Here is a 26,592-nt window from a genome sequence, read left to right as displayed (position 1 = left end):
CACCATACCATTTGCTCCTTTCATATAGATTGATACCGTTACTTAGTAATGATTTCTGGTCCCATCAAGGTCGTCGGTAACCAAGTTGATACCCATGGTACGTAGGTTACGATAATCAAGAACAGGAACATCACACCTACCCATGGTAGCGCCGCTTTGACCACTTGCATCATAGACATCTTCGCGACCCCGGCCGTCACAAATAAGTTCAAGCCCACTGGCGGTGTGATCATGCCTATTTCCATGTTCACCACCATCATGATGCCTAGGTGAATTGGGTCGATACCAAGTGCGATTGCTATTGGGAACACCAATGGCGCAACGATGATGAGCAGCCCAGACGGCTCCATAAACTGACCACCAATCAGAAGCAATAAGTTCACCACGATGAGGAAAGTGATAGGGCCTAAACCTGCTGACAGCATCGATTCAGTGATCATTTGCGGAATACGCTCTTCCGTCAGCACATGTTTAAGGATCAAGGCATTAGCAATGATAAACAGCAGCATGATGGTAAGCTTTCCTGCTTCATATAGGGTGTGCTTGGTGTCTTTGTGAATAAAAGTCTCGAATACTTTTACCAACATAGGTTTGGTGTTTTGCTTATCGGCAAACGGCCCCATGTCTTTGTAAATGAAGTTCGCTATGAAGAACGAATATACAGCAGCAACCGCGGCAGCTTCAGTCGGAGTAAAAATACCACCGTAGATACCGCCTAGAATGATCACAATGAGCAGTAATCCCCAACTTGCATCTTTTGCGGCAGCGAATGCCTCACCCCAACCGACAAAAGGCTGCGCTGGAAGCTTTTTCACTCTTGCTGCGATGTAGATAGCAATCATCAACATCACGCCAGCGAGTAATCCTGGAATCACACCGCCAAGAAACATACGCCCTACTGAAACGTCTGTCGCAGCGGCATATACCACCATAACAATGGACGGTGGGATTAAGATCCCTAGCGTACCTGCGTTACAAATCACCCCAGAGGCGAACTCTTTGGAGTAACCATTTTTGACCATTCCAGCAATAACGATACTACCGATAGCAACAACGGTTGCAGGTGAAGAGCCAGATAACGCGGCAAACATCATACAAGCGACAACTGACGCCATCGCCAAGCCGCCACGAAACCAACCTACCATCGCAATAGCAAAACGGATAATTCGTTTCGCTACACCGCCCGTCGACATAAAGCTCGACGCGAGTATAAAGAATGGAATAGCCAGTAAAGTGTAGTGGCCAGCAAAAGCATTAAACAAAGTTTGGGCTACCGATGCGAGTGATGCATCAGAGTGCATCATCAAAAATAGAATGCTCGATAAACCGAGTGATACTGCGATTGGCACACCAATAAGCATAAAGCCAATCACCATTAGGAAAAGAAACAGAATATCCATGGATTAGCGCTCCTTGCTGCCATTATCAGATTGAGTAGGTTTTGACACATCCTCGCCAAATGCATCACCAGCGTCCGCCATTTCAGCCTTTAACGCTTCAAGATCTTCTTCCGCTTCGTGACCTGCAATTAAGCGATCAAGTTTGCCCGTCGCAATCTGATAGGTGACCTGCATAAAGCGAAACGTCAACATTGCCATTCCAATAGGTAGCGCCATGTAAGGAATAAAGCGGGGTAATTTTTCGTAACGCTCCCCTTCATTGAGCCAATCTGCTAAAAACTGCAACACCTCTGGCATCGGTATGTCATCAGTCTCATACCATGCTCGCTCGGTAACAAATGGGTACCAATAATTCCATGAGCCGACTAATAGAAAGATTGAGAACGCTAAGCAGCATGCCGCTGCAGCGAGTGCATAGATTTTTCTTAACTGTTCTGGAGCCATGTTAATGACAACATCGACACCAATATGAAAGTGCTTTTTCACCCCATAAGATGCGCCGACGAGTACCATCCACGCAAACATAAACACAGTGAGTTCCAATGCCCAAAGAATGTTGTCGTTAAACACGTAACGCGACACGACATTGGCAAATGTAAGTAAGGTCATGCCTCCTAAGAAGAATGCAATCAACGTCTCCTCGATCGCGTCAGTCACTCTCCCGACCTTTGCTAAAATAGACTGTTCCATAAACTACTTCGCTCTAGTTTTTATTATAAAAAAAGCGCTCCTCGTCCCGATACGAAGAGCACTTAAAGGGGAATTAGTTATTTGAAGCCAGAGCTGCTTCAATCAGGTCTGAACCAATGTCTTTCTCAAACTTCTTCCATACTGGTTGCAGAGCTGTGACCCACTGCTGACGCTGTTCTGGAGAAAGAGAACGCACTTGGCCGCCCGCTTCGATGATGTTGTTTTTGTTTGCTAGGTTCACCTTCGAAGACTCCGCATTACGTGTTGCCGTTACTTCTTGGATGATCGTATTCAGCTGCTCACGAGTGTCTTCTGGCAAACCTTTCCAGAAATCGTTCGATGTCACGACTAGGTAATCCAAAATACCGTGGTTGGTTTCCGTCACACCATCTTGTACTTCGAAGAACTTTTTACCGTAGATGTTCGACCACGTATTTTCTTGGCCATCGATAACTTTGGTCTGAAGGCCGCCATACACTTCTTTGAACGACATTTTCTGTGGGTTAGCGCCTAGCTGTTCAAACTGAGCAACCAATACATCTGATGCTTGTACACGGAACTTAAGTCCTTTCGCATCTTCTGGGCTAAGTAAAGGCTTGTTAGCCGACATCTGCTTCATACCGTTGTGCCAAAAAGCAAGCCCTTGAAGACCACGGCGTTGCATTGCATTTTTCAATTTTTCGCCTGACTCAGAGTTTTGGAAACGGTCTACCGCGTCAACGTCTTCGAAAAGGAAAGGAAGGTCAAAAATGCGGTATTTCTTAGTGAATTTTTCGAATTTAGACAGTGACGGAGCTGCCAGTTGAACATCGCCGTTCAATAGTGCTTCCAGTACCTTGTTATCATCGTACAGTGTTGAGTTAGGGAAAACCTGCATACAAGCTTTACCGTTCATCTCTGTGTTTACACGCTCTTCTAGCAACGAAGCTGCAATTCCTTTCGGGTGCTTATCTGTATTGGTTACGTGGCTGAACTTAATAACGATTTCACCTGGATCACAATTAGCAGCAGCGTTAAAACTTGTGAGTGTCAGAGCGGATACAGACAGTAGGGTAAGAGGTTTAAACATTGTAATTCTCCTTAGTATTAAACAGCCCCTTCTATGGGGGCTGGTAATGACTAAAGAGCAATAGGCATACCAATTGACAAAAATAAAATTAAGTCATTTAAAATCAATATCTTGGGTTGATTAATTTAATATCTAAGACATAGAAGACTTTATACTCTGAAATTAAATGGGTGGAAAATGACACATACAAATTTAAATATGAGTAGAAAGCCACTCATAGATATTTAGAAAGGGATATGTGAGGAGAGGACAGTTTGCGGGAAGGAGTTCGTAGGGTTGTCCTCTCCTCCATAACTACATCACGTACCACCAATGTTCTTATTAACACCAATGAACACGTCATTCGTACGCACGTTTAAGTATAGACGCTAATGATACATTTGTTATTTATGCTATTGAGATGGGCAGAGTTGAAATAAGTGGTTACATTACATAGAGAAGTTCTGACAAAACTCGTACGCAACACAATTAACAGAACAATATACTCATTAAATTTCAAACCTCTCATTTAGGATAATCACTATGGTAGGACTCGCCATACTGCTGGTACGCGCCGTTGCTCTGTTTGTAACACTGTCATCCATTTATGCCTTTGTTCCAGCGTTAGCTCTTTCTTCATTTTGGCAACAAGCGAGTAATCTTGTGCTGCTTAGCATAGTTGGGCACTTGTTTCTACCGGTGTTGCTCTCCAGTATCATTTGGTATTTCAGTGACAGTATTGCAGCTAAACTTTTTAAGGAGGAAGCAGATGAGGGCACAGCTATGGACATACGCGACGAGCATATTGTCACCGTTGGTTGCTTTCTCATCGGCGTGTACTTACTCATCACCGGGCTGGCGACATTTTTCGGTTTCTGGATCAGCTCTAACATGATTAATTACCCTGCACTGCTAAAGGCGGTTATGGCCTTCGGCTTGATCATGGGCAGTCGAGGTATTCGCAAGCTTTATTGCAAATTTAGAAGTTAGCGTTTGAAAAAGTGGTAAAAGGTAGAGCTTCTCACTCTACCTTGACGTAAACCTACTTTGAAATGAATTTACCTAGTGAGAAAGGAATAAAGCGCACTCCCCCCAAGTAGCAAGCGTTACTTGGATTCTCCCCCGTGATTTTTGCTCGGCACTCATTGGGGAATGAGCCCTCCACAAATAGAGAGTGCGCTTTAAAACTGTATGTCTAAAACTCGATTCGATGCTCTGAGCTCGCATCGAAAAACACCGCTTTAGACAAGTCGAAATGAAGTGGCGCGGTCTGGCCTACCGACACTTCAAACTCTGGCGACAGACGGCAGGCGATCTCTTGGTCGTTGACTTTTATCATCGCGATTGTATCTGGGCCAGTTGGCTCTAGCACTTCAAGTTTCATGTCTAACTGAGTAGACGCAGACATATCTTCTCCTGGCTTCTCACTGATGTGCTCAGGGCGCAAACCAATCACAATTTCTTTACCATCTTGCTCGCGCATTGAGGCAGGCAACTTGATGTGGTGCTCTTGCTCATTGGCCCCTTTCACCTTAATCACGGGCTTATCTTCCGCATCAAGATCAACCATAGTTTTGATGAAGTTCATTGAGGGTGAGCCCATAAAGCCGGCCACAAACATGTTGTTTGGCTTGTTGTAGATCTCCTGCGGAGTGCCAAGCTGCTGTAGCTCACCATCCTTCATTACTGCAATACGATCGGCCAGCGTCATGGCTTCGATCTGATCATGGGTAACGTAAACAATTGTGGTATTCAGTTTTTGGTGTAAACGTTTGATTTGATGGCGCATCTCGACTCTCAGTTTGGCATCAAGATTCGACAACGGCTCATCAAACAAATAAAGCTTAGGTCGACGAGCCAATGCACGCCCCATTGCTACACGTTGGCGTTGGCCACCCGATAGTTGCGATGGCTTACGGTCAAGTAAGTGGTCAATTTGCAGCATCTCTGCGACACGGTTGACCTCTGCATCAATTTCGTCGGCAGGCATCTTGCGGATCTTCAATCCAAAAGCGATATTGCCACGCACGGTCATATTTGGGTAAAGCGCATACGACTGGAATACCATCGCAATATCTCGATCTTTCGGCTCTACGCTCGCAACATCGCTACCATCAATCACAATCTCGCCAGAGCTTATGTTTTCTAGCCCTGCGATGGTGTTCATCAGCGTCGATTTACCACAGCCAGATGGGCCTACCAAAATCAGAAACTCACCCGAATCAATGCTGATATCAATCCCCTTAAGGGTTTCTTGTTCCGCTTTCGGGTACGTTTTGCGGATCTGTTTAAGTTCTAGTGTTGCCATTGTAATTATCCTTTTACCGATCCCGCCGTTAGGCCGCGAACAAAATATTTTCCTGCTAATACATAGACTAATAAGGTTGGCAGCGCGGCGATGATCGCGGCAGCCATGTCTACGTTGTATTCTTTAACACCGGTGCTGGTGTTGACTAAGTTATTGAGTGCGACAGTAATGGGCTGCGTCTCCGAGCCGGAATACACCACGCCAAATAAGAAGTCGTTCCATATCGCCGTGAACTGCCATATCACGGTGACCATGATGATTGGAGTCGAAAGTGGCAGTAAGATTTTAAAGAAAATCGTAAAGAACCCTGCTCCATCTAACTTGGCTGCTTTCACCAGTTCATCTGGAATACTGATGTAGAAATTACGGAAGAATAGCGTTGTAAACGCCATGCCATAGATAACATGCACAATAACTAGACCAGTGGTAGTGTTCGCCAAACCTAATTTGCCAAGTACGGCAGCCATAGGTAGAAGAATGACTTGGAATGGAATGAAGCAACCAAACAGCAATAGGCTGAAGAATAGGTTTGAGCCTCTAAACTGCCATTTGGTCACAACGTAACCATTGAATGCCCCCAGCAGCGTAGAAATTGCGACTGCTGGAATCACCATTTGGAATGAGTTCCAGAAATACCCTTTGACGCCCTCACACTTCACACCAGTACAAGCGCTATCCCAAGCCTTGTACCAAGCATCAAACACCCACTCCTTTGGCAAACTCATTAAGTTACCAGCCTTGATATCAGGTAGGGTTTTGAATGAGGTAATCACCATCACAAACAGTGGCATCAAATACACTAGGCAAAAGAAAACCAGTGTCGAGTAAATAAATAGGCGAGCAAAATTCATGTTACCGCTCATGATTTCTTCTCCCTAAGTTCTGAGTAAAGGTAAGGCACCAAAATCGCTAGAATGCCTGCAAGCATCATCATTGCACTTGCCGCACCAAGACCAATCTGCCCACGAGTAAAGGAGTGTGCGTACATAAATAAAGCAGGTAAATCCGACGAGTAGCCCGGGCCACCGGCAGTCATTGCCGTCACCAAGTCGAAGCTCTTAATCGCGATATGCGAAGTGATGATCACTGCACTGAAAAACACCGGGCGTAAGCAAGGTAGAATTATCTTCCAGTAGATGGTCGGAAGATTGGCTCCATCAATTTGCGCCGCCTTGATGATAGAAGAATCGATGCCACGCAAGCCGGCCAAAAACATGGCCATTACAAAGCCTGAAGATTGCCATACCGCAGCGATGACCAAGGTATAGACCGACATCTCCGAGTTCACTAACCAGTTGAATTCAAAGCCAGTAAAACCCCAGTCGTGCATTAGTTTCTCGATGCCTAAACCTGGGTTAAGAATCCATTTCCAAGCTGTACCTGTCACTATGAACGACAGCGCCATTGGGTAGAGGTAAATAGTGCGAATCGCGCCTTCTTGGCGGATGTTTTGGTCAAGTAACACGGCGAGACCTACACCCAGCACAATGGCGACCAGCATAAATAGCCCGCCAAACAAGCCCAAATTAGTAATTGAAGTGATCCAACGATCGTTGTCCATTAACTTTTCGTATTGGGTAAAACCAACAAACTTAAAGCTTGGTAAAAAACGAGAGTTGGTGAAAGAGAGGGCTGCTGTCCAAAAAATATAGCCGTAAATACACACCACAGTGACTAGCATAGTCGGGGCAAGTACTATCTTTGGCAGCCAATTTTGTAGTCTATCGGCAAAGCTCGGCTTAGGCGCAGACTTTTGCGTTGACTGAGTCAAAACATGCTCCATAACGATTCCTTGTTGAGAAAACCACCACTCCAACCAATAAACAAGCGAAGCGGTGGGAAGGAGTAAGCAGGCTCCCCACGAACCTACCTACTCTCTATTAACGTGAATAGGTGACAATCAAATCAATCTACGTTGACTTAGATTGCAGCCTTCACAGCTTTCGCTAGCTTGTTCGCCGCTTCGTTTGGATCGGCTTTAGGATCGTTAAAGAAGTTGGTGACAACATCATAGATCGCGCCTTGCGCATAACTCGTTGTCGACAGGCCGTGCGCCATACTTGGTACTAAGTCACCCGTTTTCGCACTCGCTTTAAACGTTGACATTGAGTCAAGCGCACATTGGTCAAACGCTGACATATCCATGTCTAAACGCACTGGGATAGAACCTTTATTGAGGTTGAACACCTCTTGGAAATCTTTGGTCAGAATGGTACGCGCGAGATCTTGCTGAGCTTTTTGGTTACCGGATTCACTTAGCTCGAAGAACGCGAAACTATCGATGTTAAAAGTAAACTGTCCATTGGTACCTGGTGCAGGTGCACATACATAGTCTTTACCCGGTACTTTTCCAGCGGCTGTGAATTCGCCTTTCGCCCAGTCACCCATGATTTGCATTGCAGCTTCACCATTGATCACCATAGACGTCGCTACGTTCCAGTCACGGCCTGGAGAGTTAGAATCGATGTAATCACGCATCTTCTTAAACTTGGTGAACACTTCAACCATCTTGTCGCCGGACAACACGCTCATATCAAGTTCTACAAACGCTTTGTTGTAGTCTTCACTGCCTAGAACATCTAGAGCCACCGCTTCGAACACTGTCGCGTCTTGCCATGGTTGACCACCGTGGGCCAGAGGAATGTAACCGGCTGCTTTGATTTTCTCTGCGGCAACAAAGAAATCATCTAATGTTGCAGGAACTTCTACACCAGATTTTTTAAGTACTTCTGGGTTTGCCCACAGCCAGTTAACGCGGTGTACGTTGACTGGAACCGCAACATATTCGTTGTCGAACTTCATTACTTTGGTAACAACAGAAGGCAGGATATCGTCCCACTTTTCCTGTTGCGCCGTTTTATCTAAAGTGGTTAAGAAACCTAATCCACCCCACTCTTGAATATCGTGGCCTTTGATTTGTGCCGCTGAAGGAGGGTTGCCTGATACCGCGCGAGTCTTCAGTACTGTCATCGCACTTTCACCACCACCACCAGCAACTGCAAAGTCTTTCCAGCTATGGCCTTGCTGTTCAAGCATGTCCTTTAATACTGCCGCTGATTTTGCCTCGCCACCAGCAGTCCACCAGTGAAGAACTTCAACTTCACCAGCTTGAGTCATTGAAGCAGCAGATAAGAGAGATAGAGTAAGTAGGGTTTTCGTCATTTTCATTGTTATCTTCCATGTATTGGATTAGACACGTAAGGGCTATCTTGCCCGGTCAACCATTTTTACTAGGTCAATACGGAGTCTATATAACTGAAAAAAATAGATTGAAACAAACCGTAACCACAACGCAACAACATTGTTACATTACACTTCTAAGCTAAGCGGGATAAAGATTCGTGCTACTAAACCACCTTTAGGGTGATTGCGAATAATGAGATCTCCACCATGTCCGTGCAAGATATTGCGGCAAATACCTAAGCCCAAACCATGGCCTGAATCATCAGTAGCGATACGATAATAAGGCTCGAACACGGCCTCTAGCTTGTCTTCAGGAATCCCTTTGCCTTGGTCAGTAATCGTAACGGTGACATATTCTTGATCTTCTTCGAGCATAACTTCAGCTTGATGGCCATATTTCACTGCATTATCAATTAGATTCGTTAGCACACGCTTGATGGCCAGTGGCTTAGCGACAATGGGGTCTAGAATCTGAGGCGTAAACGAAACCTTAGGCTGGTATTGATTGTGTGTTTCGATCACTGACTCAATCATTTCACTGAGATCAACATACGCATTGTTCTCATGCAGGTCAGTATCACGTACACATTGCAGTGCGCCTTTCACCATCATCTCTAGTTCATCGAGATCTTTATTGAACTTATCTCGCTTAACATCACTCTCCAACAGCTCCGCTCTCAAACGCAACCGAGTGATTGGGGTTTTGAGGTCATGAGATATGGCAGAAAAGAGGTGCTCTCTATCCGATACGTAGCGGCGAATACGTTGCTGCATTCGGTTGAACGCTCGGGTCGCCGTGACTAACTCTGTTGCCCCTTCTTCGGTGAGTGGTGGCTGATCAATGTCCATACTCATCTCATTCGCAGCTCGAGCCAAACGGCGCAACGGTTTCACTTGCTTACGGATCAAAAAGTAAGTGAGTACTAACAATATACTGGTGGAAAAGAATAGAAAGATAACCTGTTCACGCCCCAAAATCGTATCGTCCAACGTGACATATGGGGCGGGAAGTAAAGCAGCAATATAAACCCACTCGCTATCACCCAACTCTATCTGTACCACTAGAATAGGAGGGTCGATAGGTTCGAGCGTCAAGGTATGATGCGCCCAAGACTTCGGCAAATCGCTTAAGTAAATGTCGTTTTTGAGTAAACGAAGGTGCTCAGGTCGGGAAAAATCTACAGAGACCGACTCGACATTATTGAGCTTTTGATGAAGCACTTGTGTAACAGCGTTAACCGACGCCACTTTAAGTTGAGTATCTGGAATCGGTTCGACAATCAACTTCTCTTTATTAAACGAGACGAAAAAGCGCGTACCGCCCATGTTGCGGATCTGGTCGAGCACAATATGCCGATAACGTACGGGTAATGATTGGAAAAAAGTCACCGTCGATGCAAACATGGTCGCCATACTTTCCGACGCCGAGCGAATCCCAGACAGTTCCTTATGTTTCGACTCGGTATACCAGATAGAGGTCGCAATCCCCTGCGCAATCAATACCGCTAACAAAGTCAGCAATAAAGTACGAGCGACCAACGAGTTGGGTTTTAGCCTATGCCACCAGCTCATAATTAATGCTCATAGCTAACTGGCACAGCTAGAATATAACCGTTGCCGCGCATGGTTTTGATGTATTGCGGATATTTACCGCTGTCACCTAAGCGGTTACGTAACCGGCTTAACTGAACATCTATACCACGCTCGAATGGCAACGCTTCACGGCCTTTGGTCGCAAAAGAAATTGTGTCTCTGTCCAGCACTTCATTAGGGCGAGAAAGGAACAGCATTAACAAGGAAAAGTCACTTCCGGACAAATCATGCTGCTCTTCATTCTCCAAATGAATAATTCGATGCGCAAGCGTGTCTAATACCCAATCACCAAATGTGATGCTTTTTGGCAATGCGTCCGGTGCTTTATCTTCTTGAACTTGCACTCGGCGAAGTAAGGCTTTGATTCGTGCCGAGAGCTGGCGTGGACTAAAAGGCTTGGCAACGTAGTCGTCTGCTCCAATTTCCAAGCCAATGATTTGGTCAGTTTCGTCAGATACCGCAGTTAACATTATGATAGGAACGTTGGAATGCTTACGAATTTGCTGGCACAAGCTAAAACCGTCATCACCGGGTAGCATGACATCCAACAGAATGAGATCAGGGTAACCCTGCTCATCCAAATGACGATGCAAGTGCTCACCATCTTCAACAGTGGAAACACCAAACCCCGATTTACTTAGGTACTCTTCAAGCAATTCGCGAATTTCTAAATCATCATCGACCACTAAGATCTGCGTCTTTGACTGCATTGGTCGTCCCTGTCCATTTACAACTGATTTACATATTGTATAGATCAGGTGAATTTACATTTATTGATATTTCTATAAAGTTTGAGCTCAGTCTTGGTCAGGATCACAATTGTCACGTGCACTCCCACTTTTCACTATGAAGAGCAGCTGATCTCCATCTTTTTGCCCCACTCTGGTGGCAGCTTGGCATAAGCTTCTTTATCCGGCTGATCATCAAATGGGTGCTTTAGTAATTCGGCAAGCTCTCGCACCATACCGTAATCACCTTGCTGGGCTTTTTCTATTGCCTGCTGAGCGAGGTAGTTTCTGAGAATATATTTAGGGTTCACTTTGCGCATTGCGGCGCATCGTTCTAAATCGGACTTAGCCTCGCCACTGTCATTGAACTCTGTTTGGCATCGCAATTGATAACGCTCGAGCCAAGCCGACGCCGACTCTCGATCAAGCACCAAATCAACGACAGGCTCACGGCCTAGTTTGTCTAACTCCGAAAGTTGGCGGAAGAAACGGGTGAAGTCCACTCGATTCGCCTTGAGTAAATCGAACATGTCGTTGAACAGTTCGCTATCACCGTCTTGCTTACTCTGTAAGCCCACTTTTTCTCGCATCAGCTGGCTAAAGTAATGACTATATTGAGTCTCAAATTGTCCGAGTGCAGCTTCCAGTAGAGATTTATCAATCAGTGGAGAAAGCGAGTGAGCTAACGCAGACAAGTTCCAAAGGGCCACTCTCGGCTGCTGATCATAAGCGTATCGTCCCTGATAATCGGAGTGGTTACAGATATAACCCGGTTCGTAGTCGTCTAGGAAACCAAATGGGCCAAAGTCGAACGTCTGTCCAATAATCGACATATTGTCGGTATTCATCACACCATGCGCAAAGCCATAAGCCTGCCAGTAGGCAATCATTTCCGCAGTTTGATCAACAACACAATTAAAGAATGCGGCATAAGGGTTGGTTTCCGAGACCACATGAGGGAAATGCCACTCAATCACCTTGTCGGCGAGAAGTTTCAATTCCGCCATCTGATTGGTATAGAAGAAGTGCTCAAAGTGGCCAAATCGAATATGGGTTTGAGCCAAGCGCAGCAACATCGCACCGCTTTCGACTTGTTCTCGGTACACGGGCGTCTCGCTGTCGACCAAACCCAAAGCACGAGTAGTAGGAATACCTAGCCCTGCCAGTGCTTCGCTACACAAGTACTCGCGAATACTCGAACGCAACACGGCTCTGCCGTCCCCCATGCGAGAATACGGAGTTAAGCCGGCACCTTTGAGGTGAATATCAAACACTTCCCCTTCCGTATTGGTTGCCTCACAGAGCAATAGCCCTCGCCCATCGCCTAAGTCTGGGTTATATGCACCAAACTGGTGGCCTGCGTATTTCATCGCCAGAGGCTGGAAGTTTTCGTTTTCTCCCATCCCAAACCAAGCTGCAATGTTTTCTTCTGTCATTTGACTGGTTGTGGAAAACACAAATTGCTCGGCTAGATCGTCATTCCAAACGACCAACTTGAGGTTATCCAGTGGTTGCGGCTCCACGGGTGTATAGAACGCTTGAGGAAGCTCGGCAAAACGATGAGAAAATTGAACTTTAGAAGACATAACCACACACCAAAATTGATTTAGATCAAAATAGCATATTTCGCTGAACTTGTTCTAGCTGGCTTCAGTTTTAGCGAAATATAGATACCTTGTTGAAGTGGCACAAAAAAAGATCCTGTCTACACTCTATTTATCATCTACACATTTATGCATATAAAGCGAGCTTGCGCTGCGATTGGGTAGTACACAATAACAACAATAAAGATTGGGGCTAGGATATGACCTTATTCAAAGGGATAGGTGCGCGCATAAGATTCTTAGTACGTCATTTGATTGGATATACCACAACGCTGATTTCACTGTTGTTGTTTTCGAGCATCACCTTTGCCGCAGAGAAGCCCTATAAGATTGGACTCGCGCTTTGGACTGGCTACCCCGATAACCTGCAAGGGTTCAAAGATGGGCTGGCTGAAAAAGGCATCGACCCAGCAAGTGATGTCGAGTTTGTACAGGGTGCAATTTCTAGCAACAAAGATACTCAGAAGCAATCTGCTGAAAGTATGAAAGCTCAGCGTATCGACTTAGTCTACTCACTCACCACCCCTGGCACTGTAATCGTAAAAGAAACCTTCCCCGAAGATATGCCTATCGTATTTTCGATTGTGACTTATCCAGCGGATTCAGGGTTAATTGAATCGTTTGAGTATTCGGGCAACAACCTTGTGGGCACCAGCAACTATGTACCACTGCAACACTATATTTCATTAATTACAGAACTGGTTCCAAGCACCAAGAAAGTGGCCATATTTCATCGTAAAGGTGAACCAAATTCCAAGATCCAAACCACTAATCTAATTCGCTTATTGAAACGGAAGAAGATTGAAGTGTTGGATATTGAAGCCACCAACATCGACGACTTAGTCGCTCAAGCTACCCAACACGCTAACGCGGTCGATCTGTTCATCACCACCACCGACACTCTGTTACAAAATGGCGGCGAAGAAGCTCTTGTTGACGTCTCGCTTGAGTACAAGGTTCCAATCCTGAGCTCCAATAAGTCCGGCATTCAAAAAGGCTCTACATTTGGTCCCGTGGCTGATCTATACGAACTAGGCAAACTCTCGGGTTATCGCGCTGCTGATATTCTGCAAAACGGTATCGAACCTAGCCACCTAGAATCCACACTACAGAAACAACCCATATTTATGATCAACAAACAGAGTGCCAGTCTCATCGGTTTGAACGTTGCCGACGACGGTTTGAATAGGTACCAATGGTATTTGAACGAGTAACCGCATGGGACTGATTCAAAAACTACTATTGGCCGTTGTTGGCCTGACGGTTAGCGCCATGCTTGGCATGGGCGTTATTGCGTTCTCTATTTCCCAAGGGGCTATCGAAAAAAACACTCACCAACCGCTTAATGGGACATTGGAGTTAGTTTCTGACTTGGTGGAAGAACACAATCAATACTTGCTTTCGATTGTTGAAATCACCGCACGAAACCGAAGTTTAAAAAAGACCCTAGATCTGGGCATCAACCGAGGCATCGCTCAAGCACTGAATGACACCGCGAAGTCCTATGACCACATCAACTATCTGCTGGTTGTGGATTACGAAGGTTATGTCTTCTCTTCATCAACCACCAATAGCAGGAATGGAAAATTCTTTGGCGAAGACCTATTACTGGAAAACATTGAAGATTACCCCGCGTTCAAGCAAGTCCTTCGCGATCATTCACACATCAGTGCGCCGGCTACCGATCCTTTTTTATCTGAAGCTCAAAACGCATCACAATGGATTTCAAGCCCAATTCGCCAACGTAATAAGCTAGTCGGCTGGGTTATTATTTCAACTAACTGGGTGGCCAGTTACCAAGGCCTGTTAGACCGTTCGCTGCAAAAACTGCAGCAAGCCTATTACCCAATTCAACTACTCAGCCTAAACAGTGACGGTGAGGTTCCCCATCAAGTATCCGTTGGCCTCGCCAACCCCAAGACCGCATCGCTAGAATCCGAAAAAGTCTTATCGATCGGCGACAGCCCATATATTTTAAAAGTCGCATTCAACGAAAGTGACTCACTGCAAGCCGCTAGTAAGATCCGCGATAACATTGCCTACATTCTAGTAATAGGTACGGGGCTGCTTGCACTCGGATTATTTGCCTCACTGAGATATTTAGTGATTACACCAATCTCTGAACTGATTGGCCATATCAAACAGATTACCACTCAAGGTTTGAGCTACCGCATTCCGGGGCAAAATAGTCGTGAATATTCCGCTATTGCGGATGCTGTTAATGAACTCAGCTCTCGCTTGGAAAAGACCACGACATCAATGTCGCTGTTGGATGAAGCCATTGCTCACAAAGAGCAAATCATGGCGAAACAACAACTGACCAGCCAGAGGCTCAGCTCAATTCTTGATACTGCGGCAGACGGCATTGTTACCATCGATGTTAAGGGAAGAATCCTGTCTATAAACCCCGCTACCCAACTGATTTTTGGCTACAAAGAGCACGAGTTGGTTGGCAGCCCTATCGAAATGCTGATGGACGATGCCCAAGCGATTAAACATCAGAGCTATATAGACCGTTACCTCAATACTGGTGACTCGAGAGTGATTGAGTATCGTGACAGCAAAGGCTTCACTGGCCGCGAACTCACGGCCCGCAAAAAGGATGGAGAGTTATTTCCGATTTCACTGTCCGTTGCTCGAATTGAAACGGATAACGGCATCATTTTCTCCGGCTTTATCAAAGACATCACCACTGTAAAAAGTGCGGAAACCGCGCTGATTAGCGCCAAAAACCAAGCCGAAGAAGCGGCTAAGCTCAAGAGTGAATTCTTAGCAGTAATGAGCCATGAGATACGCACGCCGATGAATGGTGTGATCGGTATGCTCGAGTTGCTCATGGATAATGAACTCAATAAAACCCAAACTCATCAAGCTTATCTTGCTCATAACAGTGCAGTCGCGTTACTGCATTTGATCAACGACATTCTCGACTTCTCCAAAATTGAAGCGGATAAGTTAGAGTTAGAGCAGCACCATTTCGATCTCAGACGCCTGCTTGGAGACTTTTGTGAGTCGATGTCGGCGAACTCAAACAACGACAACCTCGAAATCATTCTCAACACAATCGAAGTGAATGAATCCTTGATTGTGGGCGACAGTACTCGCGTGCGACAAATATTCGCAAACTTGGTCGGAAACGCGACTAAGTTTACCGAAAAAGGCAATATTGTCGTCGAAGCTAAACTTGAAGAAGCCAACGACGACCAGTGGCGAATACTGGCATCGGTTTCAGATACAGGTATTGGCATTCCGGCAGACCAAGTGAGTACGCTGTTTGATAAATTCAGCCAAGTCGATGCGTCAACCACACGCAAATATGGTGGTACAGGGCTAGGCTTGGCGATTGTCAAACGCCTTTGCGTGCTGATGGGTGGCGATATAAAAGTGCAAAGCAAAGTCGGCCAGGGCAGTAAATTCACCTTTGAAATTCTGGTTGGAAAATCCCACCAATCAGCCCAAGTACTACCTCAAGCTGATATCAGTAAACTCAACATCCTCGTTGTGGATGACAACGCCGTTAATCGTGAAGTGCTCACTAAACAACTTGAACATTGGGGAGCATCCGTCACTGAAGCCGACAGCTATACACAAGCGTTAGACCGCTGCCAAGATATTCTAAGTTGCGGCCAAAACATATTCGATATCGCTTTCCTTGATATGCAAATGCCAGAAAACGATGGCTTGGATTTATGTAAAGCCATCAAGTCAAACTCTGAATATCAATCTATACACTTGGTTATGATGACTTCAATGGACGCCGTCGCTGACCAAAACATGTATAAGGAACTGGGCTTTAGTGGTTATTTCACCAAACCAGCGACCACCTCCGATCTATTCAACGCACTTAATGTGATTGCCGACGAAAGCTTTAATAACACCGACCCTCTTATTACGCATCACTACCTTTCGAGCTTTGAGCGCAATGTCAGTGAAAGAGAAGTCATACTCCCTGATGGCCTAACAGCGCTAGTTGTAGAAGACAATCGCGTTAACCAAATTGTTATGCGAGGGATCCTTAATCAATTCAACATTGAAACCCACGTTGCCGAACACGGTAAAGCCGCACTTGAAGCACTGAAGTCAGAGCGGAAGTTTGATTTCATATTGATGGACTGCCAAATGCCGGAAATGGACGGCTTTGAAGCGACTCAACGAATCCGTTCAGGCGAAGCCGGAGAGCATCGAAGTGACATTGTTATCATCGCTATGACGGCCAATGCGATGGCGAAAGACAAAGAAGAGTGTTTGATTGCAGGAATGAATGACTTTTTAACCAAGCCAGTAAATAGAGAGTTAATTAAGCAGAAGATTTACGAGTGGACTCAAAAAGAAGTCGTCACGTAAAAATTATCTAAGGTGAGTTTGGGAAATAATAGGGAGTGAGTTGGTTAAGTTAGAGGAGCGCCTTATTATCTAACGAGACAACTAAAACCGCCCTCTAATCAGACTGAGTAATTACAGTAGAGTGAAGACACTCACTATTGCTACCAGTGAAAATAGACTGGTGCGACCGATTACTCCAAAGTGCGAAGGTTGAATCATTTCTTGATGCTGCATAGGCTCTCCATTGGTATTGTTACGCTGTCATTACAATATGATGAAATTTCTTTAAGTTCTCAATACATACCAAGATTAAATTTTTATGACAGCGCCCATTTTTTAAGCCGCCTAAGCGTGGAAAGCATCACAAATTTTCACTCTCCTATCGTACACCTTTTGTGGACATCACCTCGCGTTAAGCAGCCCAACATTAAACACCCCATCCCATAAAATTAGTTAGTACACTGAAATTTATAAGTCTAATAAACTACCAATGACAGCATCAAATAGTGGATTTCACTACTTATGCGCACTCACATCTGGTAGACTTCGCTGAAAATTTATTTTGAACTCTAAACATTAATGAGGATTCATGAGTCGTACTACGGACAAGTATAGTATTGAAAACACTGACTACACGGTGGGTCAGGACAATATTCAAAAGTGGGGATTTGACGTTCATAACCCTGTATTCGGTATCAGTGCCGGCCTTATCATCGTTTTTTTAATTGCATTACTCGCATCCGATGCAGACAGCGCCAAAGCTGCACTCGATGGCGTTAAATGGCAGGTCATTGGATCATTCGACACACTCTTCATGTGGTCAGCTAATATCTTCGTTATTTTCTGTTTTGCTCTTATTCTCACACCTTTCGGCTCAATCCGAATCGGCGGCGACAACGCCAAATCTGAGTATTCCCTACTCTCGTGGATGTCGATGCTATTCGCAGCAGGTATGGGGATTGGGCTCATGTTTTGGGGCGTTGCTGAACCAGCTGCATTCTTCACCGGATGGTTTGAAACTCCGCTCAATGTCGAAGCCTACTCACCAGAAGCAGCCAAGCTGGCTCTAGGCGCAACGATTTTCCACTGGGGATTCCACGGTTGGGCAATATACGGGGTTGTTGCACTAGCACTGGCGTTCTTTTCTTTTAACAAGGGCTTGCCACTTTCGATGCGTTCTATCTTTTATCCATTGCTCGGCGACCGTGCATGGGGCTGGGTTGGACACGTAGTCGACATCGTGGCTGTACTCGCGACACTCTTTGGTTTAGCAACATCACTCGGTTTAGGCGCTCAACAAGCTGCAAGTGGTATTAATCATGTATTCGGTACCAATGGTGGCATCGGTATGCAATTGGGCGTCGTTGCATTTGTAACTGGCCTAGCGGTTATTTCCGTCATGCGTGGCATGAACGGTGGTGTAAAAATCCTCAGCAACATCAACATGGTGGTTGCCTTTGGCTTACTACTGTTTGTGATTATCGCAGGCGGTACAGTAGCTCTGAATTCAATTCCAACAGGCTTGATGGCTTACATCGAGAACATCATCCCACTGAGTAATCCTCATGGCCGTGAAGATGAAGCATGGGTTCATGGTTGGACAGTATTCTACTGGGCTTGGTGGGTCTCTTGGTCGCCATTCGTCGGTATGTTCATTGCGCGCATCTCGAAAGGTCGCACAATTCGCGAATTCCTCGTTGCGGTACTGCTTGTGCCAACATCAGTGATCGTCATTTGGATGTCAGTATTTGGCGGTCTAGCGATTGACCAAATCACGAACCAAGTTGGTGAATTAGGTGCGAATGGATTGAAAGACATTACTTTGTCTCTATTCCACATGTTTGAAGCTCTACCAATGAGCACTCTACTCTCTGTCGTATCTATTGTCTTGATCATGGTGTTCTTCGTTACTTCGTCCGATTCAGGATCGTTAGTGATCGACAGTATCACGTCTGGGGGTAAAGTAGATGCGCCTGTACCACAGCGCGTATTCTGGGCAGCTATTGGTGGTGCGATCGCAGCGGTATTGCTGTGGGTTGGTGGCACAGAATCCATCCAAGCTCTGCAAGCCGGTACTGTTTCAATGGCTCTGCCATTTACTTTCATCCTACTGCTGATGCTCATTAGCTTGATGATGGGAATGAAAACCGAGCTACAATATCGTAAATTAAGCCACGCTTAAATCATCGAAAAGCCGCTGTCATCAGCGGCTTTTTTGTATGCACCACGTTGCCAATTAGTGCCGTAAAATCAAAGTATAAAGCTTACCTTGAAGTTGACACTGATACGGAACTAACAAGAACGAAAAAGCCCCGATAACTCTAGGAGTTATCGGGGCTCTTAAAATAAATGGCACGCCCTGTAGGATTCGAACCTACGACCACATCCTTAGAAGGGACGTGCTCTATCCAGCTGAGCTAAGGGCGCGCTACAGGGAAAGGATTATACGAGTTGAAACGGGTAAATCAACGGCTTTATCTAACTTTCTGAATTGAATGCCTAAAAAAGAGCCATGCTTTGGTTAAATGCTCAAAATCACAACAAAGCAAACGTTTGCCTATGGATGTTAATATCAAATTCTGCGACAATGCGCTCAAAAATATAGACCATCAGAATAAAGGATAGTCATGACTGCTCAAAATATCGACGGAACACTTATTTCCCAAACTGTTCGTTCAGAAGTCGCCGCTCGCGTGAAAGCTCGAGTTAACTCTGGTCTACGCGCACCAGGCCTTGCGGTCGTTTTGGTTGGTGAAGACCCAGCGTCTCAAGTTTATGTCGGCAGTAAGCGCCGTGCATGTGAGGAAGTTGGCTTTGTTTCTAAATCTTTTGACTTACCGGCGACAGCGACTGAAGAAGAGCTACTTAACCTAGTAGATTCGTTAAACGAAGATCCTGAGATTGACGGCATCTTAGTTCAACTGCCTCTTCCAGCAGGCATCGACTCAACACATGTTTTAGAGCGTATCACTCCAGAAAAAGACGTTGATGGTTTCCACCCATATAATGTTGGTCGTTTAGCGCAACGCATTCCTAAGCTACGTTCATGTACGCCAAAAGGTATCATTACCCTGCTAGACCGCTACAACATAGATTTACGTGGTAAACACGCCGTTGTTGTAGGAGCTTCTAACATCGTAGGCCGCCCTATGACGCTAGAGTTACTGTTAGCAGGCTGCACGACCACAACTTGTCATCGATTCACAAAAGACCTAGAAGGCCATGTTCGCCAGGCAGATGTAGTGGTTGTCGCTGTAGGTAAGCCTAACTTCATTCCAGGTGCTTGGATCAAGAAAGGTGCTGTGGTAGTCGATGTAGGCATCAACCGTTTGGAATCAGGTAAGTTGGTAGGCGACGTGGAATACGATGTGGCCAAAGAAAATGCCAGCTTTATTACGCCAGTTCCTGGTGGCGTAGGCCCAATGACTGTTGCGAGCCTTATCGAAAACACCATGATTGCGTGTGAGCAGTTCCACACTAAGAAGTAATCAAATCTTTATAAAGAAAAAGGGGCTTTTAGCCCCTTTTTTTATTACTTTAAAATCATACTAGTACTTAATTCGATCAGCCAAGTGGCTAACGGCAAGCGCAAAGTAGTAAGAGCGGTTCCACTTCATTAGCACATTGTAGTTGTCGTATACCAAGTAAGTACGCCCGTTTTCATCATCAGGCATGATCAGCCACGCTTTAATATCTTCATCGAGCTTAGGAAGCGGCTTACCATCGTATCTGGTAATGCCCAGCTTCGACCATTCCTGAAGATACTTACCTTTCTCTTCCCCGCGCCCTTCTAGACTTGGATCAATACCATGTGGCACTTTAACTTGGCGACCCCAAGTGTATTTATCATCCCACCCAGATTGGCTTAAGTAGTTAGCTGTCGAAGCAAACACGTCGGCTTTGGTATTCCAGATGTCTTTCTTACCATCGCCATTCCCATCCGCTGCGAAGGACAAAAACGAGCTAGGCATAAACTGGCACTGCCCCATCGCCCCAGCCCATGAGCCCTTCATGTTTTCAGGCTTAATGTGGCCTTCTTCGAGAATCGTTAGAGCAGCCATCGCTTCTTTACGAAAGAACGCTTCACGTCGACCTTCGTAAGCAAGTGTCGATAATGCATCAATAACACTATAACCACCCGTAAACTTACCAAAGTTACTCTCTACGCCCCATAGTGCGACAATGAACCTAGGCTGCACACCATACTCTTCACCGATTCTAGAGAGCTCAGCATAGTGTTTTTTATACAGATCACGCGCCTGTTTGACTTTCCAATCAGGCACCGCGCGTGGGATATATTCATCTAATGTCAGCTTTTTCTCAGGCTGATTCCGATCAGCGGTAACAGCGCGAGGTTTGAAAGTGACATTTTCAAATGCCTTATCAACAATCTGCTGAGAAATACCATTATTTAAGGCTTCTTGCTTCATTCCTTCTACGTATTGCTCAAAACTGACTTCATTTGCTACCGCTGAAGCCGCAATACCTAGACCTAATACAACTGACAATAATTTTTTCACATTGCCCTCCTTGAGCAATATCGCGCTTATTTTTGCTGCGCCTTTTGTTCTTTGTACTTTTCAAGCAAGTTCTCTGGTGGTGGTGGCAACTGTAGGAAAAACCCTTCCTCTTCCATCGATGCTTTTACTTTTTCAACATCGACTTGCGCCAGTTTTCGACCATCAAGCTTGATCACCATAACGAAAATAGGTTTACCGAACATCTGCATCAAAGTGTCAGGAACTTGTGAAAAGTCATCTTTCTTCGGAATGTAGAGATAAGCGCCTTCTTTCTTAGAGCTTTTATAGATAGAACAAAGCATAACTTGCCTTTTAAATTGATTTTTAACTGATAGTTGGAGAAAACTGACTACTTTTAATACGAAACGTAAAACTTTAGCTAATTTTAACCGTTTAACGACAACATAACTTGCTGTACTTATACATGAAATATAACATGACAACCCTAGTTCCAGGCAACGTCCTTTCTACTGAGGCATGAAGTAAATAATGTCGAATATCCCTGACCTAAAAGGCAGTAGCTTCACTCTGTCAGTTTTGCACCTTTCTGGCAATGAAGTTTCAACAGCGATTGAGTTTATTAATGAAAAAGTAGCGCAAGCACCCGCTTTTTTCGCTTCGGCACCGGTTGTCATCAATATCGAAAAAGTATCTGGCGATATTGATTTCCAGCAGCTAAAACAAGGTATTTCTGTAGCGGGTATGATTCCCGTTGGGGTCACAGGCTGTAAAGATAAGCGCGCGCAGAATCAAGCCTCTGAAGCTGGCTTTGCCGTTATGTCGGCCAGTAAGTCTCCATCGCAGGCTCCCGCTAAGATGGCACCAACAAAAGTGGTTCGAACACCTATCCGATCTGGCCAACAAATTTACGCGAAAGATGGTGACCTCGTTATCCTTAGCCACGTCAGCGCTGGCGCAGAGGTGATCGCTGATGGGTCAATCCATATCCATGGAACATTGCGCGGCCGTGCTATTGCCGGAGCAAGTGGTCAACAAGATGCACGAATTATTTGTCACGATTTACAGGCTGAGCTGGTTTCTATTGCAGGAAATTACTGGCTGAGCGATCAAATTGAAGGTGAGTTCTGGCAGAAGAAAGTCATGGTGAGCATGCTCGATGACGCATTACACCTAGAAGTTCTCACCGTTTAAATTATAAAAAGGAAAAACAATGGCACGCATTATTGTTGTGACGTCAGGCAAGGGTGGAGTAGGTAAAACAACTTCCAGTGCAGCGATTGCATCCGGCCTTGCAATTAAAGGTAAAAAAACCGCCGTTATTGATTTCGATATCGGCCTACGAAACCTTGATTTAATTATGGGTTGTGAGCGTCGAGTCGTGTATGACTTCGTTAACGTAATCAACGGTGAAGCAACGTTGAATCAAGCACTTATCAAAGATAAGCGTAACGACAACTTATTTATTCTACCGGCTTCTCAAACCCGTGATAAAGATGCACTTACCAAAGACGGTGTTCGTCGCATTCTTGATGAACTAGACGAACTCGGTTTCGACTTTGTGATTTGTGACTCTCCGGCAGGTATCGAACAAGGTGCATTAATGGCACTATACTTTGCAGATGAAGCAATCGTCACGACCAACCCAGAGGTTTCATCGGTACGCGATTCAGACCGTATCCTCGGTATTTTAGATTCTAAGTCTCGCCGAGCAGAAGAAGGGTTACCCCCTGTGAAGCAGCACTTACTGCTGACCCGCTACAACCCTGCACGTGTGACTCAAGGCGAGATGCTCAGCGTTGAAGATGTAGAGGAGATCCTTCATATTTCTCTGCTTGGCGTTATTCCAGAAAGCCAAGCGGTACTGAATGCATCGAACAAAGGTGTACCTGTTATCTTTGATGAAGAGTCAGATGCAGGTATGGCATATGACGACACTGTAGAACGCCTGTTGGGTGAGCAAGTGGATTTCCGCTTCCTAACCGAGCAAAAGAAAGGAATCTTTAAACGACTGTTTGGAGGCTAATAGAGCATGTCATTACTTGAGTTTTTCCGTCCACAAAAGAAAAAATCAGCGAACTTGGCTAAAGAGCGCTTACAGATTATTGTAGCGGAACGCCGTAGCCAAGATGACCCAGCGCCGTCTTACCTACCACAGTTAAAAGAAGACATCCTAGCAGTGATTGCCAAGTATGTTGCTGTCGACCCTTCAATGGTCGACCTCTCTTTTGAGCACAAAGACGATGACATTTCAGTATTGGAATTGAACGTTAAATTGCCTGAAGATGAGAAATAAAAAAAGAGAGCCAAATGGCTCTCTTTTTTATTCTTTTACACTAACTTATTGAGCTTTTCACCCAGCAGCTCCTGTCGCCAACCTTGCATCACATCAGGCAACTTAGCTGGATCGCGATCTTTTTTCCAAACCCAACTCAGTAACTGATTAAGCTGCTTCTTGGATGCCAAAAACTCTGTAGCTAAACCCGAGCTTTGAGACACTCGTTTTACTTCGTCTTTTAGCTTCTTAAACAACTGCTTGTAGCCAGGGTAGTCCATCAGGCGTTCAATTTGGTCTGGGTATTGCTCAGCCGGTGTTTGTTCCGCCGCCTTTACCAAGGAAATAATTCGAGCTGAGTGGCGACGCACAGAGCGTGGGTCTATGCCCTGCTCTTCCATTTGCTTCGCGCTCTTGATGCCAAATCGAGCAACGGAAAGTAAATCGTTCTCTTTAAACACAAAGTTTAATGCTAAATCACGCTTAAGCGCCTCTTTGTAACGCCAAGTAGCAAGAGGTTTAAGCACGGCTAGTTCTTTTGGCCTTAGCTGCCATGCTCCCTTAATGTCGAGGTACACGTTATCGGCATCGACAGATTTAATACGTTTGGTGACCAGTAAGTCAGACTCAACTTGCGCTGCTTCCCACCAGCCTGCTTGGATGATTTTTTCTAGTAAAGTGTCGTACAAAGGCTGCAGATAGAATACATCGGCTGCCGCATATTCCAGCTGCTTAACGGTTAAAGGGCGCGCCATCCAATCAGTTCGAGACTCACTCTTATCCAACTCAACGCCCACGTATTCACTCACTAAAGAGGCAAAACCAGTAGAGAGTCCATGTCCAAGGAAGGCTGCCATGATTTGAGTATCAACCATAGGGAAAGGAGTGCAGCCAAATGCATTCTGGAACACTTCTAAATCTTCGCCACATGCGTGCAGCACTTTCAGTACCGATGTATCACGCAACAGTTCAACAAACGGTGTCATGTCTTCAAAGGTCGTTGGGTCGATAAGCGACAATGCTTCACCATCAAATAACTGAATCAAGCCCAATTGCGGATAGAAGGTACGAATACGCACAAACTCGGTGTCGAGCATGACTGCATCCGCTTCTCTTGCTTGTTCACAAACCCTTTTCAAATCGTCTGGTTGGGTAATTATTTGATAATTCACGAATCTCTCACTGTAGATAATATTGGGGGGACAATAAAAAATGCCGACTGTATTAGTCGGCATTCTAGCACTGTTTGTTACGTTATGCTTTACGCACTCTCGCGCTGCGCGAGTTGGGCGTCATTTTCTTCTCGCAGCACACGGCGTAAAATCTTGCCGACGTTAGTTTTCGGTAGCTCTTCTTTGAACTCCACCAACTTCGGCACTTTATAACCCGTAAGGTGCTGACGACAGTGTGCGATAACTTCGTCTTTAGTTAAGCTAGGATCACGCTTCACCACGTAGATCTTAACGATCTCACCCGATACTTCATGCGGCTGACCAATCGCTGCAACTTCCAGCACTTTGCCATGGAGTGCAACCACATCTTCGATCTCGTTTGGATACACATTGAAGCCCGATACTAGAATCATGTCTTTCTTACGATCAACGATATGCAGGAAGCCTTCATCATCGAATTTAACGATATCACCCGTCGACAACCAGCCTTCACCGTTGATGACTTCTTTCGTCGCTTCAGGTCTCTGCCAGTAGCCTTGCATAACTTGAGGACCACGAACCTGTAGCTCACCTACTTCAGTATTAGCAAGGGCATTACCTTCTTCGTCCACAATACGTACTTCCGTAGATGGAACAGGCAAACCAATCGACCCATTATAATCAACCAGATCGTGAGGGTAAGCCGCCACCAGCGGAGAACACTCGGTGAGTCCGTAGCCTTCTAACAGATAACAACCCGTCGACTTCTTCCATTGCTCAGCGACGGCGCGTTGAACAGCCATACCACCACCTACAGCAAGGCGAAGGTTACTAAAGTCGAGTTCATGGAAGTCTTCGTTATTCACTAATGCATTAAACAGCGTATTCACACCCGTAATGGCGGTGAATTGGTATTTTTGTAGTTCTTTAATAAAGCCCGGAATATCTCGTGGGTTGGTAATCAACAGGTTACTGCCACCCATTTCTACGAACAGCAAACAGTTAACTGTTAACGCAAATACATGGTAAAGCGGAAGAGCTGTCACCACCAACTCTCGGCCTTCAGACAACACTGGACCATATGCCCCTTTTGCCTGCATCACGTTGGCAATCATATTGCGGTGCGTCAGTATTGCACCTTTTGCTACACCAGTCGTACCGCCCGTATACTGTAAGAAAGCAATATCATCACCCGACATAAATGGTTTTACGTATTGAAGACGGCGGCCTTTGTGCAGAGCTTTACGCATTGAAATAGCCCCAGGCAGATTGTACTTAGGTACCATGCCTTTCACGTATTTCACTACGAAATCAACCACGGTTCCTTTCGCTCTTGGTAGCATTTGGCCAAGGCTTGTCAGTACCACGTGCTTAACTGGCGTATTGTCGACAACCTGCTCTAAAGTGTTGGCAAAATTAGATACGATCACAATCGCTTTTGCGTCAGCGTCGTTTAACTGATGTTCTAGCTCACGAGGCGTATACAAAGGGTTTACGTTTACCGCGATCATCCCCGCACGCAGCACACCAAACAGTGCAACTGGGTATTGCAGCAAGTTTGGCATCATAAGCGCAACTCGGTCGCCTTTTTTCAGCTTCAGCTCATTTTGAAGATAAGCAGCAAACGCTCGGCTACGTTCTTCCAGCTTACGGAAGGTCATTACTGACCCCATGTTCATAAAGGCTGGTTGATCGGCGTACTTCTGTACCGACTGCTCAAACATCTCAACAAGAGATGGATATTGGTCAGGGTTAATGTTTTCCGGTACATCGCTTGGATAGCGTGATAGCCAAGGTTTATCCACGGTTAT

The 26,592-nt window shown here is 45.4% G+C and carries 22 protein-coding genes and 1 tRNA gene; 8 read left to right on the top strand and 15 right to left on the bottom strand.

Going from position 1 to position 26,592, the window contains the following annotated elements:
- Positions 1 to 38: 38 nt before the first annotated feature.
- From ACXABW_RS04940 to ACXABW_RS04930, 3 genes are all read right to left on the bottom strand, one after another.
- Positions 39 to 1,400: a TRAP transporter large permease gene (locus tag ACXABW_RS04940; protein ID WP_457524302.1), complete on the bottom strand. Its 1,362-nt coding sequence runs from the start codon at positions 1,398 to 1,400 to the stop codon at positions 39 to 41.
- A gap of 3 nt (positions 1,401 to 1,403) precedes the next feature.
- Positions 1,404 to 2,090, bottom strand: a complete 687-nt coding sequence (locus tag ACXABW_RS04935; protein WP_252030170.1) for a TRAP transporter small permease — start codon at positions 2,088 to 2,090, stop codon at positions 1,404 to 1,406.
- Between the two features lie 73 nt (positions 2,091 to 2,163).
- Positions 2,164 to 3,159 carry a TRAP transporter substrate-binding protein gene (locus tag ACXABW_RS04930; RefSeq protein WP_457524300.1) on the bottom strand — a complete coding sequence of 332 codons (996 nt, stop codon included), beginning with the start codon at positions 3,157 to 3,159 and terminating at the stop codon, positions 2,164 to 2,166.
- Positions 3,160 to 3,681: 522 nt separating this feature from the next.
- Here ACXABW_RS04930 and ACXABW_RS04925 point away from each other — a divergent pair.
- On the top strand, positions 3,682 to 4,128 hold the full coding sequence (locus tag ACXABW_RS04925; protein ID WP_457524299.1) for a hypothetical protein: 447 nt from the start codon (positions 3,682 to 3,684) through the stop codon (positions 4,126 to 4,128).
- A gap of 205 nt (positions 4,129 to 4,333) precedes the next feature.
- Here ACXABW_RS04925 and ACXABW_RS04920 read toward each other — a convergent pair whose 3' ends face one another.
- The 7 genes from ACXABW_RS04920 to ACXABW_RS04890 all read right to left on the bottom strand — a co-directional run bounded on the left by ACXABW_RS04920 (position 4,334) and on the right by ACXABW_RS04890 (position 12,536).
- Positions 4,334 to 5,446 (bottom strand): ABC transporter ATP-binding protein, encoded by a 1,113-nt coding sequence (locus ACXABW_RS04920; RefSeq protein ID WP_457524297.1) that lies wholly within the window; start codon positions 5,444 to 5,446, stop codon positions 4,334 to 4,336.
- Between the two features lie 5 nt (positions 5,447 to 5,451).
- Positions 5,452 to 6,309, bottom strand: a complete 858-nt coding sequence (locus ACXABW_RS04915; protein ID WP_457524295.1) for a carbohydrate ABC transporter permease — start codon at positions 6,307 to 6,309, stop codon at positions 5,452 to 5,454.
- The gene (locus ACXABW_RS04910) at positions 6,306 to 7,229 is read right to left on the bottom strand and encodes a carbohydrate ABC transporter permease (protein WP_252030160.1); all 924 of its coding nucleotides are present in this window, start codon (positions 7,227 to 7,229) and stop codon (positions 6,306 to 6,308) included. Before ACXABW_RS04910 ends, ACXABW_RS04915 begins: the two co-directional genes overlap by 4 nt.
- Before the next feature lie 137 nt (positions 7,230 to 7,366).
- Positions 7,367 to 8,614 carry an ABC transporter substrate-binding protein gene (locus ACXABW_RS04905; RefSeq protein ID WP_252030158.1) on the bottom strand — a complete coding sequence of 416 codons (1,248 nt, stop codon included), beginning with the start codon at positions 8,612 to 8,614 and terminating at the stop codon, positions 7,367 to 7,369.
- Positions 8,615 to 8,755: 141 nt separating this feature from the next.
- Complete coding sequence (locus ACXABW_RS04900; protein WP_457524294.1) at positions 8,756 to 10,201, bottom strand: ATP-binding protein; 1,446 nt, start codon at positions 10,199 to 10,201, stop codon at positions 8,756 to 8,758.
- A gap of 2 nt (positions 10,202 to 10,203) precedes the next feature.
- Positions 10,204 to 10,932 (bottom strand): response regulator, encoded by a 729-nt coding sequence (locus ACXABW_RS04895; protein ID WP_457524292.1) that lies wholly within the window; start codon positions 10,930 to 10,932, stop codon positions 10,204 to 10,206.
- Between the two features lie 134 nt (positions 10,933 to 11,066).
- Positions 11,067 to 12,536, bottom strand: coding sequence for a protein adenylyltransferase SelO (locus ACXABW_RS04890; protein WP_457524290.1), 1,470 nt, complete (start codon positions 12,534 to 12,536; stop codon positions 11,067 to 11,069).
- Between the two features lie 218 nt (positions 12,537 to 12,754).
- On the opposite strand from ACXABW_RS04890, the gene ACXABW_RS04885 reads away from it, so the two are divergent.
- The 3 genes from ACXABW_RS04885 (at position 12,755) to ACXABW_RS04875 (ending at position 19,059) form a co-directional block, all read left to right on the top strand.
- Positions 12,755 to 13,768 (top strand): ABC transporter substrate-binding protein, encoded by a 1,014-nt coding sequence (locus tag ACXABW_RS04885; RefSeq protein WP_457524289.1) that lies wholly within the window; start codon positions 12,755 to 12,757, stop codon positions 13,766 to 13,768.
- Positions 13,769 to 13,772: 4 nt separating this feature from the next.
- On the top strand, positions 13,773 to 16,898 hold the full coding sequence (locus ACXABW_RS04880) for a response regulator (RefSeq protein WP_457524287.1): 3,126 nt from the start codon (positions 13,773 to 13,775) through the stop codon (positions 16,896 to 16,898).
- 568 nt (positions 16,899 to 17,466) lie between these two features.
- Positions 17,467 to 19,059 carry a BCCT family transporter gene (locus ACXABW_RS04875; protein ID WP_457524285.1) on the top strand — a complete coding sequence of 531 codons (1,593 nt, stop codon included), beginning with the start codon at positions 17,467 to 17,469 and terminating at the stop codon, positions 19,057 to 19,059.
- 168 nt (positions 19,060 to 19,227) lie between these two features.
- Here ACXABW_RS04875 and ACXABW_RS04870 read toward each other — a convergent pair.
- Positions 19,228 to 19,304, bottom strand: a tRNA-Arg gene (locus ACXABW_RS04870).
- 200 nt (positions 19,305 to 19,504) lie between these two features.
- Here ACXABW_RS04870 and folD point away from each other — a divergent pair.
- Positions 19,505 to 20,365, top strand: coding sequence for a bifunctional methylenetetrahydrofolate dehydrogenase/methenyltetrahydrofolate cyclohydrolase FolD (gene folD, locus ACXABW_RS04865; RefSeq protein ID WP_252030144.1), 861 nt, complete (start codon positions 19,505 to 19,507; stop codon positions 20,363 to 20,365).
- A 60-nt stretch (positions 20,366 to 20,425) separates the two neighbouring features.
- Here the strand turns inward: folD and ACXABW_RS04860 are convergent, their stop codons facing one another.
- Entirely contained in the window at positions 20,426 to 21,397 is a 972-nt protein-coding gene (locus ACXABW_RS04860; RefSeq protein ID WP_457524283.1) for a lytic murein transglycosylase, read from the bottom strand.
- 26 nt (positions 21,398 to 21,423) lie between these two features.
- Entirely contained in the window at positions 21,424 to 21,699 is a 276-nt protein-coding gene (locus ACXABW_RS04855) for a YcgL domain-containing protein (RefSeq protein ID WP_252030140.1), read from the bottom strand.
- A 187-nt stretch (positions 21,700 to 21,886) separates the two neighbouring features.
- On the opposite strand from ACXABW_RS04855, the gene minC reads away from it, so the two are divergent.
- Genes minC through minE form a run of 3 tightly spaced genes read left to right on the top strand, consistent with a single transcriptional unit; the run spans position 21,887 to position 23,651 of the window.
- Positions 21,887 to 22,549, top strand: coding sequence for a septum site-determining protein MinC (gene minC, locus ACXABW_RS04850; protein WP_457524282.1), 663 nt, complete (start codon positions 21,887 to 21,889; stop codon positions 22,547 to 22,549).
- Positions 22,550 to 22,568: 19 nt separating this feature from the next.
- Positions 22,569 to 23,381, top strand: a complete 813-nt coding sequence (minD, locus tag ACXABW_RS04845; RefSeq protein ID WP_252030135.1) for a septum site-determining protein MinD — start codon at positions 22,569 to 22,571, stop codon at positions 23,379 to 23,381.
- Positions 23,382 to 23,387: 6 nt separating this feature from the next.
- Positions 23,388 to 23,651 (top strand): cell division topological specificity factor MinE, encoded by a 264-nt coding sequence (minE, locus tag ACXABW_RS04840; RefSeq protein ID WP_265688362.1) that lies wholly within the window; start codon positions 23,388 to 23,390, stop codon positions 23,649 to 23,651.
- A 35-nt stretch (positions 23,652 to 23,686) separates the two neighbouring features.
- Here the strand turns inward: minE and rnd are convergent, their stop codons facing one another.
- The gene (rnd, locus tag ACXABW_RS04835) at positions 23,687 to 24,802 is read right to left on the bottom strand and encodes a ribonuclease D (RefSeq protein WP_457524279.1); all 1,116 of its coding nucleotides are present in this window, start codon (positions 24,800 to 24,802) and stop codon (positions 23,687 to 23,689) included.
- An 89-nt stretch (positions 24,803 to 24,891) separates the two neighbouring features.
- On the bottom strand, positions 24,892 to 26,586 hold the full coding sequence (gene fadD / locus ACXABW_RS04830; protein ID WP_252030131.1) for a long-chain-fatty-acid--CoA ligase FadD: 1,695 nt from the start codon (positions 26,584 to 26,586) through the stop codon (positions 24,892 to 24,894).
- Positions 26,587 to 26,592: the final 6 nt, after the last annotated feature.

Source organism: Vibrio paucivorans (assembly GCF_054053395.1).
This window is presented reverse-complemented; position numbering and strand designations above follow the sequence as displayed.